17 protein-coding genes and 1 pseudogene are annotated in these 15,702 nt (G+C 69.5%); 12 read left to right on the forward strand and 6 right to left on the reverse strand.

Annotated elements, in window-relative coordinates:
• Positions 1 to 15: 15 nt before the first annotated feature.
• The gene (locus OHA73_RS01685) at positions 16 to 774 is read right to left on the reverse strand and encodes a zinc-binding dehydrogenase (protein WP_327653903.1); all 759 of its coding nucleotides are present in this window, start codon (positions 772 to 774) and stop codon (positions 16 to 18) included.
• A 35-nt stretch (positions 775 to 809) separates the two neighbouring features.
• Here OHA73_RS01685 and OHA73_RS01690 point away from each other — a divergent pair, with 35 nt between their 5' ends.
• The 4 genes from OHA73_RS01690 to recA all read left to right on the forward strand — a co-directional run bounded on the left by OHA73_RS01690 (position 810) and on the right by recA (position 4,091).
• Positions 810 to 1,202, forward strand: coding sequence for a LysR substrate-binding domain-containing protein (locus tag OHA73_RS01690; protein ID WP_327653904.1), 393 nt, complete (start codon positions 810 to 812; stop codon positions 1,200 to 1,202).
• 216 nt (positions 1,203 to 1,418) lie between these two features.
• Positions 1,419 to 2,129: a hypothetical protein gene (locus tag OHA73_RS01695; RefSeq protein ID WP_267072463.1), complete on the forward strand. Its 711-nt coding sequence runs from the start codon at positions 1,419 to 1,421 to the stop codon at positions 2,127 to 2,129.
• An 80-nt stretch (positions 2,130 to 2,209) separates the two neighbouring features.
• On the forward strand, positions 2,210 to 2,812 hold the full coding sequence (locus OHA73_RS01700; RefSeq protein WP_327653905.1) for a hypothetical protein: 603 nt from the start codon (positions 2,210 to 2,212) through the stop codon (positions 2,810 to 2,812).
• A 202-nt stretch (positions 2,813 to 3,014) separates the two neighbouring features.
• Positions 3,015 to 4,091, forward strand: a complete 1,077-nt coding sequence (gene recA / locus OHA73_RS01705; RefSeq protein WP_327653906.1) for a recombinase RecA — start codon at positions 3,015 to 3,017, stop codon at positions 4,089 to 4,091.
• A gap of 83 nt (positions 4,092 to 4,174) precedes the next feature.
• Here the strand turns inward: recA and OHA73_RS01710 are convergent, their stop codons facing one another.
• The gene (locus tag OHA73_RS01710) at positions 4,175 to 4,453 is read right to left on the reverse strand and encodes a hypothetical protein (protein ID WP_266718085.1); all 279 of its coding nucleotides are present in this window, start codon (positions 4,451 to 4,453) and stop codon (positions 4,175 to 4,177) included.
• Positions 4,454 to 5,168: 715 nt separating this feature from the next.
• Between OHA73_RS01710 and OHA73_RS01715 the strand changes: the two genes are divergently transcribed.
• The 3 genes from OHA73_RS01715 to OHA73_RS01725 all read left to right on the forward strand — a co-directional run bounded on the left by OHA73_RS01715 (position 5,169) and on the right by OHA73_RS01725 (position 6,516).
• Complete coding sequence (locus OHA73_RS01715; protein ID WP_267072461.1) at positions 5,169 to 5,348, forward strand: hydrophobic protein; 180 nt, start codon at positions 5,169 to 5,171, stop codon at positions 5,346 to 5,348.
• Positions 5,349 to 5,473: 125 nt separating this feature from the next.
• On the forward strand, positions 5,474 to 6,094 hold the full coding sequence (locus tag OHA73_RS01720; RefSeq protein WP_327653907.1) for a hypothetical protein: 621 nt from the start codon (positions 5,474 to 5,476) through the stop codon (positions 6,092 to 6,094).
• A complete protein-coding gene (locus OHA73_RS01725; RefSeq protein WP_327653908.1) occupies positions 6,091 to 6,516 on the forward strand; it encodes a hypothetical protein in 426 nt (141 codons plus the stop codon). Before OHA73_RS01720 ends, OHA73_RS01725 begins: the two co-directional genes overlap by 4 nt.
• A gap of 106 nt (positions 6,517 to 6,622) precedes the next feature.
• Here OHA73_RS01725 and OHA73_RS01730 read toward each other — a convergent pair whose 3' ends face one another.
• On the reverse strand, positions 6,623 to 7,522 hold the full coding sequence (locus OHA73_RS01730; protein WP_267072458.1) for an alpha/beta fold hydrolase: 900 nt from the start codon (positions 7,520 to 7,522) through the stop codon (positions 6,623 to 6,625).
• Positions 7,523 to 7,579: 57 nt separating this feature from the next.
• On the opposite strand from OHA73_RS01730, the gene OHA73_RS01735 reads away from it, so the two are divergent.
• Positions 7,580 to 8,188, forward strand: coding sequence for a TetR/AcrR family transcriptional regulator (locus OHA73_RS01735; RefSeq protein WP_327653909.1), 609 nt, complete (start codon positions 7,580 to 7,582; stop codon positions 8,186 to 8,188).
• Between the two features lie 144 nt (positions 8,189 to 8,332).
• Here OHA73_RS01735 and OHA73_RS01740 read toward each other — a convergent pair whose 3' ends face one another.
• A complete protein-coding gene (locus OHA73_RS01740) occupies positions 8,333 to 8,689 on the reverse strand; it encodes a MerR family transcriptional regulator (protein ID WP_327653910.1) in 357 nt (118 codons plus the stop codon).
• Between the two features lie 219 nt (positions 8,690 to 8,908).
• On the opposite strand from OHA73_RS01740, the gene OHA73_RS01745 reads away from it, so the two are divergent.
• Complete coding sequence (locus OHA73_RS01745) at positions 8,909 to 9,817, forward strand: NADP-dependent oxidoreductase (protein WP_327653911.1); 909 nt, start codon at positions 8,909 to 8,911, stop codon at positions 9,815 to 9,817.
• 35 nt (positions 9,818 to 9,852) lie between these two features.
• On the opposite strand, the gene OHA73_RS01750 is transcribed toward OHA73_RS01745, so the two are convergent.
• Both OHA73_RS01750 and sigJ read right to left on the reverse strand, forming a co-directional pair.
• On the reverse strand, positions 9,853 to 10,644 hold the full coding sequence (locus tag OHA73_RS01750; protein WP_327653912.1) for a class I SAM-dependent methyltransferase: 792 nt from the start codon (positions 10,642 to 10,644) through the stop codon (positions 9,853 to 9,855).
• Positions 10,645 to 10,784: 140 nt separating this feature from the next.
• A complete protein-coding gene (sigJ, locus tag OHA73_RS01755) occupies positions 10,785 to 11,675 on the reverse strand; it encodes an RNA polymerase sigma factor SigJ (RefSeq protein WP_327653913.1) in 891 nt (296 codons plus the stop codon).
• Between the two features lie 170 nt (positions 11,676 to 11,845).
• On the opposite strand from sigJ, the gene OHA73_RS01760 reads away from it, so the two are divergent.
• The 3 genes and pseudogenes from OHA73_RS01760 (at position 11,846) to OHA73_RS01770 (ending at position 15,542) form a co-directional block, all read left to right on the forward strand.
• Positions 11,846 to 12,487, forward strand: coding sequence for an FMN-dependent NADH-azoreductase (locus OHA73_RS01760; RefSeq protein ID WP_327653914.1), 642 nt, complete (start codon positions 11,846 to 11,848; stop codon positions 12,485 to 12,487).
• Position 12,488: 1 nt separating this feature from the next.
• Positions 12,489 to 13,232 (forward strand): annotated as a pseudogene (locus OHA73_RS01765) (GlxA family transcriptional regulator); the annotation flags it as partial.
• Positions 13,233 to 13,430: 198 nt separating this feature from the next.
• The gene (locus OHA73_RS01770; protein ID WP_327653915.1) at positions 13,431 to 15,542 is read left to right on the forward strand and encodes an ATP-binding protein; all 2,112 of its coding nucleotides are present in this window, start codon (positions 13,431 to 13,433) and stop codon (positions 15,540 to 15,542) included.
• Positions 15,543 to 15,702 lie beyond the last annotated feature (160 nt).

Here is a 15,702-nt window from a genome sequence, read left to right on the forward strand (position 1 = left end):
CGAGGCCCGCCGGGGTCAGAGTTCGGACGGAGCGAGGACGATCTTGAAGGCCTCGCGGCGGTCGAACAGGTCGTAGGCGTCGGCGGCCGCGGACAGCGGCAGCCGGTGGCTGATCAACTCGGCCGGGTCAAGCCGCTTGTGACGCAGCAGCGCGAGCACCGGCTCGCGGACGTCGATCGGGTCGCCCACGACGAAGCGCACCGTCAGCTCCCGGGCGAAGGCCGTGCCCGCGGGGAAGGCGGCTTCGGCATGGTGCACGCCGACCGCGGCGACGGTGGCCCGAGGAGCCGCGGCACCGACGGCGGTGGACAGGGCAGTGGGCGACCCCACAGCCTCGATCACGGAATGCGCTCCCCACCCTCGCGTCAACTCGGCTACCGTGTCGGCGAGTTGCTCCGGGGCGACGATCCGTCCGGCACCGGTGAAGCCTTCGCGCCGCCCGGCGTCGCTGTCGGCGAGGACGACTTCGGCGGCCCCCGCGAGCCGGGCGCAGGCGGCCGCGAGCACGCCGACCGGGCCCGCCCCGACCACCGCGACGACGTCGCCGGGCCGCACCCGCGCGCCAGGACGAGGAAGGCGATCCACCGCAAGGGCTCGGAGAACGGCTGGATCACCGTGGCCACTGCCGCTCCTCCCACGACAGCGGTCACCGCGTAGAACGCATCCGCCGTCGTGGCTCCGATCGCTGCCGCGGCTCCGACCCGGAAGGAGGTCCGGGCCGTCAGATTGATCATCAGTACGGCCACGGCTCCCACCGGGATCGCCAGGCCACATGATCGATCCCCGGCTGCAGGCGTTGCGCGTTCTGCGTGCAGCCCGACCACCATGCACTGGCCGACCGTGAAACCGTACGTCTGCCGGATACCGCCCAGGAGACCTGGATCCAGGCCGGGGACCCCAGGGACCAACACCCGGTCCTCCTGCATGCCGCAGCCGCCGCGGGGTTCACCCCGCGAGTGACACACAGCGCGATCGACTGGACTGCCGTGGCCGCCCTTGTCGCCCACGGCCACGGAATTTGTCTCGTCCCCCGACAGGCACCGCTCCCTCAGGGACTGCCCCTCCGACGCGTGCCCTTGGCAGGCCCGACGACCCCCGTCCGTCGGCTCCTGGCCTGCGTCCGGCCCGGTAGCAGGAAACAGATCGCCATCGCGCGCGGCCTTGACGCGCTCCAGGACGCTGCCCTGAGGGCTGCCCCGTAACGGGTGCGGTGCCGTCTCAAGACCACTGATGAACTGACCCTCGTGGAGCCGTGGTCGGCGCCGAGAACGATTCTCGACGGCGCCTGAACCCGAGGCATTACATAGAGTTCGCAAAGAAGCGACTCAGCTGCGGAATCCGACCCCTGCCGACTGGCACAAGTCCAGTAGCGTCACCTCCGCATTCGACCATGCATGCGGACGTCGGGGGAGACAGTCATGGGTAATCTGCTGTTCAACGTGACCACGGCAGCGCTCATGGTGCTGATGTTCAAGGCGGGACTGGCACTGCTCGGCCCGGATTCGATCCCGCAGCGGCGCCTGCCCTGGGCCGCCATCGCGGTGTTCGCGGTGGCGCTCGCCGGTGTGGTGACCCAGCTCTGCTGGGCGGGGGCCATGGACGCCTTCGACGCGGATCCGGGCAAGTCCGGCTGGTGGCGCGTGGTCACGTCTGTGTTCATGCAGAACGGCGGCTTCCTGGGCGGGGCTTGGAACATCGCGACCCTCGCCGTGGTCGCTGCCCTCGCACAGTGGTTCTGGGGCGGGCCCTTGATGATCGGCCTGTTCGTGGCCGGGATCCTCCTTCCGCAGCACATCGACTCGCTGTTCATGGAAGCGAGCCGCAGCACCGATCCCCGTAACTTCGCGGGCAGTTCGGGAGCCACCTACTTCCTCGCGGCGACCCTGGCCGCCGGTCTGCTGCTGCGCGCCAAGGACCGCAAGGACCGGCTGCTCGCTGTTGCGGCACCCGTGCTCGGGCTGGTGATGTGGTTCGCCCAGGAGAACGGACACGGACTGGTCGTGGTGTACGGGTTCGCACTGGGCGCCCTGGTGTGGGGAGTTGGGCACCGGATGATCCAACCCGACCTCGATTCGCGGAAGACGCCGCGCCTCACCATGGGTTCCCTGGCGGCGACGATCCGACGCTAGCCCGACGGGACGCCGGCCGGGTGCGACCTGTGCCCGCCGCCACGAACCGCTTCCTGTTGCCCGATGAACGAAGGACTCAAGTGAATCCGCCCCTTGCCCGGACGGGCCCCGGCACGTCCACGAGCAGCGTTGCCCGTGCAGTGACCGACATCCTGCAGCCGCGCAACGTACTCGTGGCCGGCATGCTCGGGATCGGAGCGGTCGCGGGTGGCCTCGCCGGCATGGCATGGGGACTTCTCGGCGCGCTCTGTGCGGGAGTGGTGCCCGCCGCCTATATCGAGTTCGAACGGAAACGCGGAACATGGGGCGACCGCCATGTGGTGGACCGCAAGAAGCGGGCGCCCATTTTCCTCGTGATTCTGGCGTCCGTCGGGACCGGCGCGCTCCTGATGACGCTGGGGCAGGCGCCGTCGGACGTCATCAGGGCCATGGTCGGGTTGTGGCTGATGACCGTTGTCCTGTTGAGCGTCAACACCGTCTGGAAGATCTCCGTCGACTCGGCGGTCGCATCGGCCGTGGTCGCCCTGCTCGCCGTCGTGCACAGCCCTTGGTGGCTGGCGGGGTACGCCGTGACGGTGTTGGTGTGCTGGTCCCGAGTGGCTCTGCGCTATCACACGGCGTTGCAGACTGTGGCAGGTGCGGCCCTGGGTGCGCTGACCACGGCCGCGTGGATCGGAGCCTGACCCGCTTCCGGGGGCGCGGCCTGCGTCCGGAGCGGTCCGGCGCGCGTCCCGTCCCGCTCCCCCACAGTTTGGTACCTTTCACTGGACACACAAATCGATCGGATGTTCGTTTACTGGGATCTCCGAGACGTCCGGTGTCGGCAGTAGGCGCTCACGTCTTCCGACGTGCGGCGTGCCACACAATCGGACCGGGTGAAAGCTCATGGCGGGAACCGACCACGAAAAGGCGCTGGACACCGCGCTCGCACAGATCGAGCGGAAATACGGCAGGGGTGCGGTCATGCGCCTCGGCGAGCGGCCCAATGAGCCCATCGAGGTGATCCCTACCGGATCGACCGCGCTGGACGTGGCGCTCGGTGTGGGCGGTCTGCCGCGTGGCCGTGTGGTGGAGGTGTACGGGCCGGAGTCCTCCGGCAAGACGACCCTGACCCTGCACGCCGTGGCCAACGCGCAGAAGGCCGGCGGCCAAGTGGCCTTCATCGACGCCGAGCACGCGCTCGACCCCGAGTACGCCAAGAAGCTCGGCGTCGACACCGACAACCTCATCCTGTCCCAGCCGGACAACGGTGAACAGGCTCTCGAGATCGTCGACATCCTGATCCGCTCCGGCGCGATCGACCTGATCGTGATCGACTCCGTCGCGGCCCTGGTGCCACGCGCCGAGATCGAGGGCGAGATGGGCGACTCCCACATGGGCCTGCAGGCCCGTCTGATGAGCCAGGCCCTCCGAAAGATCACCAGCGCGCTCAGCCAGACGAGGACGACGGTCATCTTCATCAACCAGCTGCGCGAGAAGATCGGCGTGATGTTCGGCTCGCCCGAGACCACGACCGGTGGTCGCGCGCTGAAGTTCTACGCCTCGGTGCGGCTCGACATCCGTCGTATCGAGACCCTGAAGGACGGCACGGACGCGGTCGGCAACCGCACCCGCGTCAAGGTCGTCAAGAACAAGGTCGCGCCGCCCTTCAAGCAGGCCGAGTTCGACATCCTCTACGGGCAGGGCATCTCCCGCGAGGGCGGCCTGATCGACATGGGCGTGGATCACGGCTTCGTCCGCAAGGCCGGCGCCTGGTACACGTACGAGGGCGACCAGCTCGGCCAGGGCAAGGAGAACGCCCGCAACTTCCTGAAGGACAACCCCGATCTCGCCGGCGAGATCGAGAAGAAGATCCTCGAGAAGCTCGGAATCGGGGTACCGGCGAAGGCCGCAGTCGCCGAGGGCACGGGCGCCGTTCCGGTCCCTGATGCCGCACGGACCTCGGCGGGAAACCCCGCCTGACAGGCAAGAGCGCGGCCCGGCCGGGGCCTCGACGACCGCGTCAGGATCCGATATCCGGTGTGTCCGGGCAGGCAGGCCTCAGGTCACCTGCGGCGTTCGCGGTCCCGTCGGTCCTGGCGCAGTTTGCGGCCTCGGCGCTGGCGCCGGTATCGGCGGTCCCAGCGGTCCTCGCGGTCCCGGTGGTCCCGGTACTCCCCGTAGCCCTCGTACCGGGAATCGTTCCGACGGCCCCAACTCACGTCGCTGTCCCGGCCGTAGTGGACGTACGCGATGACCAGAACGACCGCGGCCACCCACCACAGAGAGTTGAGGAAGCCGAGCCCGAACAGGACCACGAGGAGGACGAGCAGCAGGACCAACATGGTGGGCCTCCCGGGCGTGGAAATTCGGGTCATCGCTGCCGGGGACCGGGGCCTCACTCAACAGCGTAGCCCCGCCCGCGGGTTGCGGATACGGCGTGCCGTCACCACGTATCCGTACGACGTAGATGGCCACTTGACACCTGGTCAGGGAATGTGGAGCGGGCTAGCGTACGTCGTGCCGCCCCAGCCCCCGGCAGCACCGAACAGCTCTCGCGCCCTCGCTCTGGGGGCGCACCGTGCGCATCGCTGCCGGAACCCGCCGCGTCACGAGCGTGGCCGTTCCCGTTGCCCGCACTCACCGGGTGATCCCGGCACGGCCTCGATGCGCTCCAAGCGGGCACCGTTGCGCTGCCCGCCGCATGCACGCATCTGACCAGGCGGTACGCATGATGTACACGCTGATCGTTCCAGCCGTGACCCCCTTTGTCCTGCTCGCCACCGTCATGGGCCTGTCCTGGTGGGAGGACCGCGTCCTGCCGTCGGCCGAACCTGCGGAACCTCCCGTTGAGCCTCCGATTGCCCCTGCGGCCCCGGCTTCACTCCCCCGGCCCGCCGGCCTCAACAAGCCGTTGACAGGGGAAGTTGCCAGGCGTTGACTGACAGCACGGCGTAGGGCCATGCCACTCCGGATCCACCGGGCGACGCATTCCACCTCCCCCGCTTCGCCCGGACCCCGCGGAAACACGGACCACTCCCGCGATCTGGAGGCCCGGCGATGTTATGGATCCTTCTCCTTCTGCTGATCCTGGTGGTCTTTGGGTTCGGCTTCATGATGCAGATCCTGTGGTACGTCGCGGTGGTACTTCTGGTCGTCTGGCTCGTCGGCCTCCTGATGCGCGGGCGTGGGCACAGCGGTGACCGACGCCGGTTCGGCCGCGGCCGCAGCCGCGTCTGATCCGTCCCAACACCCCGCCCTGCCCGCCGAATCGGCGGACGGGAGACGCCTTCCGACGCTGACCGACAGGGATTGTTGGGCATGCAGCAGAGCGGCCAACGGATCAAGAGCCAAAGAGGGCAGCCATGTCCACCTTCGTAGTCATCGCCGTACTCGTCATCGCGGCGGCAGCCCTGGTCGTCATCGGGCACGGCCGAGCCCGCGGCGGCGGACGCGGCCTGAAGCATCGTTTCGGACCCGAGTACGACCGCTCCGTCGCCCTCCACGACGGCTACGTCCCCGCGGCCGAGCGGGAGCTCGCCGAGCGGGTGAAGCAATACGGCCCCCTCAAGGCGAAGCCGCTGGCACCTGAGGCACGCGAGCGCTACCAAGCTCAATGGGCGGAAATTCAGTCACAGTTCGTCGAGTCGCCGCAGACGGCTGCCACCAAGGCCGACGCGCTGCTGTCGCACCTGGCCGAGGAGCGGGGCTTCCCTGGCGGTGAGCAGTTCGAGGAGCAGATGGCTGCGCTCTCCGTCCATCACGCCCACTGTGCCCACGGCTACCGCAGCATGCACACAGCAGCCCGCAGCCGGGCCGGCACCGAGGAAATACGCGAAGCCATGCTCGAAGCCCGCAGCCTCTTCGAGGCCCTGGTCTCCGAACAGCCGACGGACCCGCCCCGGAGCCGTCCGCAATCTCCCGACCGCGGCCACGCGCCGTGGGCACAGGGCCGGCGCCAGGCGAAGGGAAGCGGCACAGGATGATGTACGACCAGGAACGCGCACGACAGCCCCAGAGCAAGAGCCCGGATCCCGCGAAGCGATACGCCCCGCAACCGCCCCGAACCGAACCGGCTCACGCACCCCATGAGCCGCCCACCAGCGCCGACGACCTCACCACGCCCGGCACCCCCGACCCCGCACTGCTTCCTCGGGACCAACGGGACGAGCTCGCCATGCGGCTCCGGCAGGCCCTCAACACCTTCGTGGACAGCCCGCACCGGGCGGTGGAAGAGGCCGACAGCGTCTTCGCCGAAGCCATCACGCACCTGACCGAAACCCTCGCGGAGCGGCGCCGCGTCCTACGCGCAGGCTGGCAGGACCAGGACACCGAGGCGCAAACAGAGGAACTACGGCTCGCACTACGGCAGTACAGGAAGATCACCGAGCTATTGCTGCGCATGTAGCGCCCGCCGGCCAGAGCGCGGAACCCGCTCGACTGCGCTGCCGTCTCCCTGCGCCGCGGCGCGAGCCCCCCTGTCGTTCGCGAAGTTCAGCCGTGTGGCGTGCCTGCTACCGGTTGGCCGCGAGGAAGTCCTCCAAGATCTCGACGAACCGCGCCGGCTGCTCCTCGGCCGGGTAATGGCCGCAGTCGTCGAGAACGACCTCCGTGACGTCGCCGGCCGCCAGCCGCATCGTCTGGGCGGCATTCGCACCGCTCCACAGCGCGCCGCCGAGAGCGAGCACCGGCAGCGTCAGCCGGGTCTTGCTGCGTTGCTCGTTCTGCGCGATCGTCTCGTCCAGCGCTCGGTAGTACGCGAAGCTCGCCCGCAGCGCGCGAGGATCCGCGGCGATCGCGTCGACGTAGACATCGACGGCGTACGCGGGGATCGCGGTCGGCGTGGCGGCCTTGGTGGCGAACTGCCAGCCGAAGAAGAGCCGCTCCCGCCCCCGGACCAGTTCCTCGTTGAGGCCGGTGAGCCGATTGAAGCCGAACTGCCAGAGCCTCAGGTTGGCCGCGTCCGGGCCGAAGAACGGCGGGGACGGCGTGAGGCCGGGGATCACTGCTTCGAGGATGGCGAGCCGGCCCACCCGCTCGGGGTGATCGGCGGCGAGGGCGTATCCGGTCCACGTACCGATGTCGTGGCCGACCACGTCGAACCGGTCGTGCCCGAGCGCGGCCATCAACGCGACCAGATCGGCGGCCAGCGTGCCCGCGTCGTACCCGTCGTCGGGCTTGTCGGAGAGCCCGGCCCCGCGCGAGTCGACAGCGACGACGGTGTGCCGGCGGGCGAGCGCGGGCATCACCTCCCGCCAGGCGTACCAGGTCTGGGGCCACCCGCCGACCAGCAGCAGCGCCGGGCCGTCCCCACCGGTGACCGCGTGCAGCCGCAGCCCGTTCACCTCCACGAGCCGGCTGGTGAAGACGTCGAGGAATCCGTCAGGCAGTCGCAGCGAACCTAAGGTCGTCATGCCGGCGACCCTACCCATCTTTGAACGATCGGTACAAGATGTGTAGGCTGACGAACCATGGCAGGCCGCAAACAATTCGACGTGGACGAGGCGCTACGACGCGCGATGCACGTCTTCTGGCGCTGGGGCTATTCAGAGGCCTCGATCGATCGCCTGACCGAGGGCACGGGCCTGGGCCGGGGCTCGCTCTACGGCACCTTCGGCGACAAGAGCGCCCTCTTCCGGAAAAGCCTTCAACGGTACGGGCAGACGTACCACCCGCTGTACGAGCAGGCACTGTCCGGCCCCCACCCGAACCCGAGCGCCGTTGTGGCCGCCTACCTGCGGGTCACCCTGAACCGCATCGCCGACCAGGCGGTCCCTGACGGCTGCCTGCTCACGGTGTCGGCAACGCAGCTCCCGGCCCTCGACGCGGAGGGCCGGGCGATGGTCCGCGCCATGATCGACGGTTTGCGGGCGATGCTGGAGCAGGCGTTGCTGGCGGCGGGGGCCGGCGAGCAGGAGGCGGCAGAGCTGGCGTTGTGCACGCTGGCGACGAACAAGTCCCTGGCGGTGCTGAGCCGCGCCGGTTTCTCGGGCGAAGACCTGGCAACCGTCGCGGCGGCCGCGGCCAAGAATGCCAAGGCTCTGCCGAATCGACCGGCCGATCCGTCGGGGCCGCGATAGGCAGGAACGGCTCCGTCGCCGATGGACCTGCAGAGACCTTGGGGCAGCCGGCAGCCCGGCAGGAAGTGCCTCGGCACAGCCTTCATGGGGGCCGCAGGAAGTCGCATGTCCACGTCTCCGGTATCACCCCTCGCGACGGGTCGATCAGTCCTGCGCCACGTTCGCCGCGGCCACATTCTCGATCACGCGGCCGAGTTTGGTCTGGGCCCGGGTCAGGTCCTGGATGCGTGCGGCGATGCGGTCGCGTTCGACGATGAGCTGGTCGAGCATGGCGGGGGTCGCGACGCCGGTGCTCACGCACGGCAGGAGTTCGACGACGGTACGGCTGGAGAGGCCGGCCGCGAAGAGGTCCCGGATGAGCTGGACCCGCTCCAGGGCTTCGTCGGGATAGTCACGCTGCCCACCAGCCGTCCGCGCCGATTCCAGGAGCCGCTGCTCCTCGTAGTAGCGCAGGGCCCGCACGCTGACCCCCGACCGCCTGGCGAGCTGTCCGATGCGCATGACGCAGGTCGCCCCCTTCCCGCTCGTACCTCACGTTGACGTCAGGTCAAGGCTAGCAATACCGGCTCCGGGGGCACTGATGCAGGCACTACGCCCGACTCTGCCCCCTCTACAGCCGGGCGGCAGTTTCGGGTTGCACCTCACGTCAACGTCAGGTTCTAGAGTGGCGAACGCCGGACGAACACGTCGTTCCGGCCCGTCAAAGTGAGGCAGACCATCATGCGCGCAGCCCGGTTCCACGCATACGGCGGAGCGGAGATCCTGGTGATCGAGCAGGCCCCCGATCCCCACCCCGGACCCGGTGAGATTCGCGTCCGCGTCGCGGCGGCCGGCGTCAATCCCATCGACTGGAAGCTGCGCTCCGGCGCCCTGCACCAGATCTTCCCCCTGGATCTGCCCGGCATTCCCGGGCGCGACGCCGCCGGTGTGGTCGACGAAATCGGTGACGGGGTGCAGGGGGTGAGCATCGGCGACCGGGTCTTCGGGCTGGGCGGTGTCACCGGCGCGACCGCGGAGCTGCTCATCCTTTCGGCCTGGGCGCACACCCCCGCCACGTGGAACGACGAGCAGGCCGCGGGCGCCGGTCTCGCGTCCGTGACCGCGATGGGTGGCTTGAACGCGCTCGGCTCCCTCGCGGGGCGCACCCTCCTCGTCGAGGGCGCCGCCGGAGGCGTGGGCAGCGCGGCGGTCGAGATCGCGGTAGCGCAGGGTGCTGCCACCGTGATCGGGACAGCCAGCGAACGCAACCACGAGTTCCTCACCTCTCTCGGCGCCGTTCCCACCACCTACGGCCCCGGCCTCGCACAGCGCCTCACCACCCTCGCTCCGCACGGTGTCGACCTCGTGCTCGACACCGCGGCCTCCGGCTCCCTGGACGACCTCGTCGTGATCGCGGGCGACCCGAAGCGCGTCGCGACGGTCGCCGACCAGGCGGGCGGGCAGCGCCTGGGCACGCATGTGGCCCACGCGGTGAACGACTCCACTCTTCTGTCCGCGGCGGCGGAACTGGGCGGGCAGGGCCGCTACACACCCCGTATCGAACAGGCCTACCCCCTGGAGCGGATCGCCGACGCCCACGCGCACGCCGAGCGCGGACGCACCCGAGGAAAGATCGTGATCCGCATCTGAACAGGGCCGTCAGCATCTGCATCCGAACAGGGCCGTCAGCCCGGCTTGACCGCCAGCGTCGCGAAATAGTTCGACATGTATTGAGCCGATGCGTTGGATTGGTGCGGCGCTTCCGCGAAGCCGGTGAGGACGAACCCCGCGGCGAGTTGTCCGCCGATCTGGTCGGTGAGGGTGTGGCTGTATTCAAGAGGGGCGTCCGCGCCGAACTTCGTGGCGCGTTCCTCGGCGGAGTACTGCGTGACGTCGCTGTAGGGCAGTTTGTGCACGACGAACAGCTCGCCGCGCTCGTCGAGCGCCTCGTGGTCGAACAAGTACGCATCAGGGTTGAGGAAGCCCACGAGCAGGGTTCCGCCCGGCCGCAGGACGCGGAAGCACTCACGCCACACCGGCGCCACGTCCGGTACGAACAGGTTGGAGACCGGATGGAACACGACGTCGAATGTCGCGTCGCCGAAGGCGTTGAGGTCACGCATGTCGCCCAGGACTGTGCGCAGTTCGAGTCCGTCGCGCGCCGCCACCATCCGGTCCTGGCCGAGCTGGCGGGGTGAGTTGTCGAATACGGTGACCCGCGCTCCTGCGGCGGCGAGGATCGGACCTTGCTGACCGCCGCCGGAGGCCAGGCACAACACGTCCTTGCCGGTCAGGTCCGTCGGCAGCCAGGAGCGGTCCACCGGCTCGCGCCCGATGAGAACAATCGACCAGTCGCCCGTGCGGGCGCGCTCGACATCCTCGGCACTCACCGGCCTCGACCACTCGTTGCCCTCTTCGACACACTTGTCCCAGGCTGCCCGATTGTGGGCAACGGGGTCGACATCCATGTCCTGCACGTTCAACTCCCCCTACAGCCAAGCGAACACCTGCGGCACTGACAATTCGGTGCCGCCGGCCAACACGATCGCAGGGTGCGGGCTCAACGCGCCGGTGTTGCGGAGCATCTGCTGGAGCGACGAGGTGCGCAACAGCAACCTCAGCCCGTCGTCCAGTGACGGAGCTTCTCGGGGTTGCGCACGACCCAGATGCGCTTGATCTTCTCGTCTGTGACCTCGAACGCGAACACCGTCACGATGACGCCGTTCTGTTCGGCCACCACACCGGGCGTGCCATTGACCGTGCGTTCCAGGAACGTCATGTCGTCGGACCTGCGGCGGGCGATTTCGATCCAGGCGTGCGCGATCTGCTCGCCGCCTTCGATGGGGTCCAGGAAGGTGGTGGCGAGGCCGCCGCCGTCGCCGACCGCCACGGCGTCGGGGTCGAGCAGGCCGATCAGGGTGTCGATGTCCTTGGCCTCCCACGCCTGCTTGAAGTCCCGGATGATGCCGGCCTGTTGGGTCGCCGTGGTCGCGGAAGGCTGTGCGGCCCTGATCCGGCGGCGGGCGGAGGAGGCCAGCTGTCGGCAGGCCGCCGGGGTGCGGCCGACGATCTCGGCCACTTCCGCGAAGGAGTAGCGGAAGACGTCGTGCAGGATGAACGCGACGCGTTCGGCCGGGGTCATCGCTTCAAGTACGACCAGGAAGGCCAGGTTGATCGACTCGTCCAGGGTGATCCGGTCGGCCGGGTCGGCGGCCGCGCCGCTGTCGGTGTGCCCGGGGAGCGGCTCGGGGAGCCATTCGCCCACGTAGGTCTCGCGCCTGGCTCGGGCCGAGTCGAGCACGTTGAGACAGATGCGACTGGCGACGGTCGTCAGCCAGGCGCCGGGCGACTCGATGGCGGCCTGCTGCCGCGGCGACATGGCGTACCAGCGGGTGCAGGTCTCTTGCACGGCGTCCTCGGCCTCGGCGAGGGAGCCAAGGAGACGATAGGCAAGATTGAGCAACTGGCGCCGCTCGCTCAAGATCGCGTCGAGTCCTGGGGTGGTCATCGTGACGGCTCCCTCGGTCGTGTCTGCCTTCACCTGAACGACAAGACAGCGCGCCGGAATGTGAGGCCGCGGTGTCACCTCACATTCCGCGGGGCTGTGCTGTCGAACTGTCCGGACGAACTCGCGAGCCAGACGGCCACGTTGTCGCGGCAGCACCCCAGGGAGACACTATGAGCCTGTTCCGGCTTGACGCCAGCATCCTTCCCGGCACCTCGGCCGGCGCCGAACTGGCCGACATCGTGGAAGCGGAGTGGACCGCAGCCCACCCGGACGAGCCGGTGGTGCGCCGCCACCTGGGCACCGATCCGCTGCCCGCCGGCGCCTGGGTGCAGGCCCACACCGGCGCTCTGACACCTGAGCCCGACCGCACGCCCGCCCAACGTGACGCCCGCCTGCTCGCCGAGTCGCTCGTCGCGGAACTGGAGGCCGCCGAGGCGGTGGTGCTGGCCGTTCCGCTGTACAACTTCGGCGTCTCGCAGCACTTCAAGACCTGGGTCGACCTGGTCATCTCCGGGGCGCCCCTGGCCTGCCCGGTACTCAAGGACAAGCCGACCGTCCTGGCCACAGTGCGCGGTGGCGGCTACGCCCCCGGCACTCCGCGCGAGGGCTGGGACCACTCCACCCCGTACCTCAGGCGCATCCTCGCCGACGTGTGGCAGGCCGACCTCACCGTCGTGGAACGCGAGCTCACCATCGCCGCCTCCCCCGGTATGGAACCCCTCGGAGACCTCGCCGCGGACCTCCACGCCAAAGCCCTGAACGCCGCTGGAGAAGCCGGCCGCGACATCGCCACCACGAGCACCTTCCGGTGAGCTGCTCGGCGCAGAAGCCGGGCTTCTTCCAGGGGACTTGGAAGGGCGCCTGACCCGCTGCCTCTACGTCGTGAAGAAGTCGGTCAGCGCGCGGCCGATCCGGTCGATCTGCACGGGGGCCTTCGTCCTCGCCCGGGCCGGACTGCTCGACGGCCGCCGCGCCGCCACCCACTGGCGCGAATCCGCCCGGCTCGCCGCCGCCTTCCCCGAGGTGCAGGTGGACCACGACGTGCTCTTCGTGGACCACGGCGACGTAGCGACCAGCGCGGGGACCGACGCGGGAATCGACCTGTGCCTGCACCTCGTGCGGTCCGATCACGGCGCGGCCTACGCCACCGAGGTCGCCCGGAACATGGTCCTGCCGCCGCACCGGGAGGGCAGCCAACTCCAGTACGCAGCAGGGCCCGCACCGGCCAAGGCGGACGAGTCCCTGGCGCCACTGTTGGAGTGGGCCGCCTCCCGGCTCGACACCCGACTCACCCTCGACCGCCTCGCCGAACACGCCGGGCTGTCCAGCCGGACCCCCGCCCGACGGTTCACGGAACAGCTCGGTACCAGCCCCGGACACTGGCTGCTCGGCCAACGCATCGACGCGGCACGGGCGTTGCTTGAGCAGACCGACCTGCCCGTCGAAGCCGTCGCCACCCGTGTCGGACTCACCTCGGCGGTCAACCTGCGCCGTCACTTCCGAGCGCAACTGGGCACCACGCCCGGCGCCTACCGACGCACCTTCAGGCAGACCTGACGGTGGGGCACCCCTGCCACAACCTCTGGGAGGCGCATCCATGCACGCCCTGATCAGAGGAGAGCCGTCGGCCGCCGTCCTTCTGTGAGTTGCGGCCATTTCCGATCGCTTTCCCCTTCGTCGTCACGCCGTGTGGCACGAGCCGTCAGACTGTCCGCCATTTCCTGGTGACGGGTGGGCAAGGGCCGAGGGGACGATGTGACCACGCGGAAGCAGCACACGGGGAATCTGCCCGCGGCGACGCCGGAGCTGATCGGGCGGCGGCCCGAACTGACGGAGATCCGACGGCTGTTCACGGATGCGCGCCTGGTGACCCTGACGGGGGTCGGTGGGGTGGGCAAGACGCGGCTGGCGCTGCAGTCCGCGCACGAGGCGCAGCCGGCCTACCGGGACGGCGCGTGGTGGGTGGAGCTGTCCCCCGTGCGATACGGATCCGTGCTGGCGCTCGCCATCGCCGAGGAGTTGCCGCTGGCGGATCAGACGACACGTCCGATGATCGATGTGCTGGTCGACTATCTGGCCGAACGCGAGATGCTGCTGGTACTGGACACTTGCGAGCATCTGGTGGGTCCCTGCGCGCTTGCGGTCGAGGCATTGCTACGCGGGGCGCCTGCGCTGCGGGTTCTGGTCACGAGCCGCCGCCCGCTGGGCATGGTCCAGGAGCAGACGTTGACCGTCGCGCCGCTGGCCGTGCCGGAGAGCGACAAGGATGTGGCCGGGGCGGCGACGGACGCGGCCGTCCTGCTGGCTGCCCGCGCGGCCGAAGTGGCGCCCGGTTTCGCCGTCACCGATGCCAACCGGCCGGACCTGGTACGGCTGTGCCGGCGCCTGGACGGCCTGCCGCTCGCCATCGAGCTGGCGGCCGCACGACTGCGCGAACTGTCCCTGGCGGAACTGACCGAACGCCTGGAGGACCGTTACGCGGTGCTGAGCAGCGCCGAGAAGGTGGCGCGCGACGCCGCCCCGCCGTGGCACCAGGCGCTGCGCACCGCGATCGGCTGGAGTCACGAACTGTGCACCCCGGCGGAGCGACTGCTGTGGGCACGCCTTTCCGTCTTCGCGGGCGGCTTCGACGCCGAGTCGGCCCGGCAGGTGTGTGCCGACGCGCATCTGCCGGGCACCAAGATCCAGGTCCTCCTGGACGCGCTCATCGACAAGTCCATCCTGAATTGGCAGCCGTCCGGGAGCACCGAGCGATACCGGATGCTCGACACCATCCGTGAGTACGGTGCCTGGTGGCTGGAGGCCATCGGCGAGCGCGACGACGGTCGCCGCCGCCACGTCGGCCACTACACGTCGCTGATCCGCCACTTCGCCGACCGCTTTCTCACCTCCGAACAGGTGCCGTTGTACTGGGGACTTGTCCCCGATCGGGAGAATCTCCGCGCCGCCCTCGGCCATGCCCTCGACGACGGCGGCAACGAGGCCGTGGCGGTGACAGCGGCGATGTGGGCGTACTGGGTGTGTGCCGGGCAGCCCCGCGAGGCGGGCCACTGGATGGACCTGGCCCTCGAGCACGCCTCCCGGCCGTCGGTCGACCGGTTCACGACACTGGTGTGGAGCTGCACCTTCGCGACGTACCGGGGCGAGCACACGGCGGCACTGCGGTTCGCGGATGCGGCGCAAGAGGACGCCGACCGGCTCGCCGACCGGCGACTTGGCGGATACGCCGCCATGAGCCGCGGGATTGCGCTGGCCTACTCCGGCGAACCCGGCTCGGGCCTGGATCTGCTGCATCGGGCGACGGAGATCTTCCGCGAGGTCGACGACGCCTCCGGCACATGTCTGGCTGCCATCCGCCGTGGGATCGCCCATACGATGGGCGGCAACCCCGGCGCCGCGCTCGCCGACTTCGACGAAGCACTCGACCTGTTCGGCGAAGGCAGTGAGGAGAGCTACTTCACGGCGTTCATCCTCACCGCCAGCGGCATCGCCCACATTCTCTTCGGGGACACCACCGCTGCCGACCGGGCGGGGCGCCGGGCCCTTGAACTTCAGTACGCGCGCGACGACTTGCTCGGCCAGGCGGCCTCGCTCAGCGTGTTGGCATGGGTCGCCGCCCAGGACGGACGACACCCCCGCTCGGCCTGGCTGTTCGGCGCGGTGTGCGCGGTGGAGGAGCTGGCGGGCTCGGCCCCGTTCGTCGGCAACCCGAAACTGGGAGCATTGCACGCCCAGTTCCATGCCGCTGCGCGGCAGGCACTCGGCGACCAGCGCTACGAGGCGCTGCACCGCCAGGGCGCTGAGCAACCGCGGCCGGCCGCGGTGCACTTCGCTCTGAGCAACCACGACGCGCCTCCCGCACCCTGACGGAACGGTCGGTCCGCTTCGAGGTACTCGACCGCCGCGAACGACCACGCTGAGCAATCACCTGCGCATGCAGACCCGCCGGACGCGGGCCGCTCTTCTGTGCGTCTTGTGTTGATCCATTACCCCGTCAGCCGATGTTCGTTGGGCTTGGTGACCGTTG

The sequence above is a fragment of the Streptomyces sp. NBC_00483 genome (genome assembly GCF_036013745.1).
Lineage (GTDB): Bacteria > Actinomycetota > Actinomycetes > Streptomycetales > Streptomycetaceae > Streptomyces.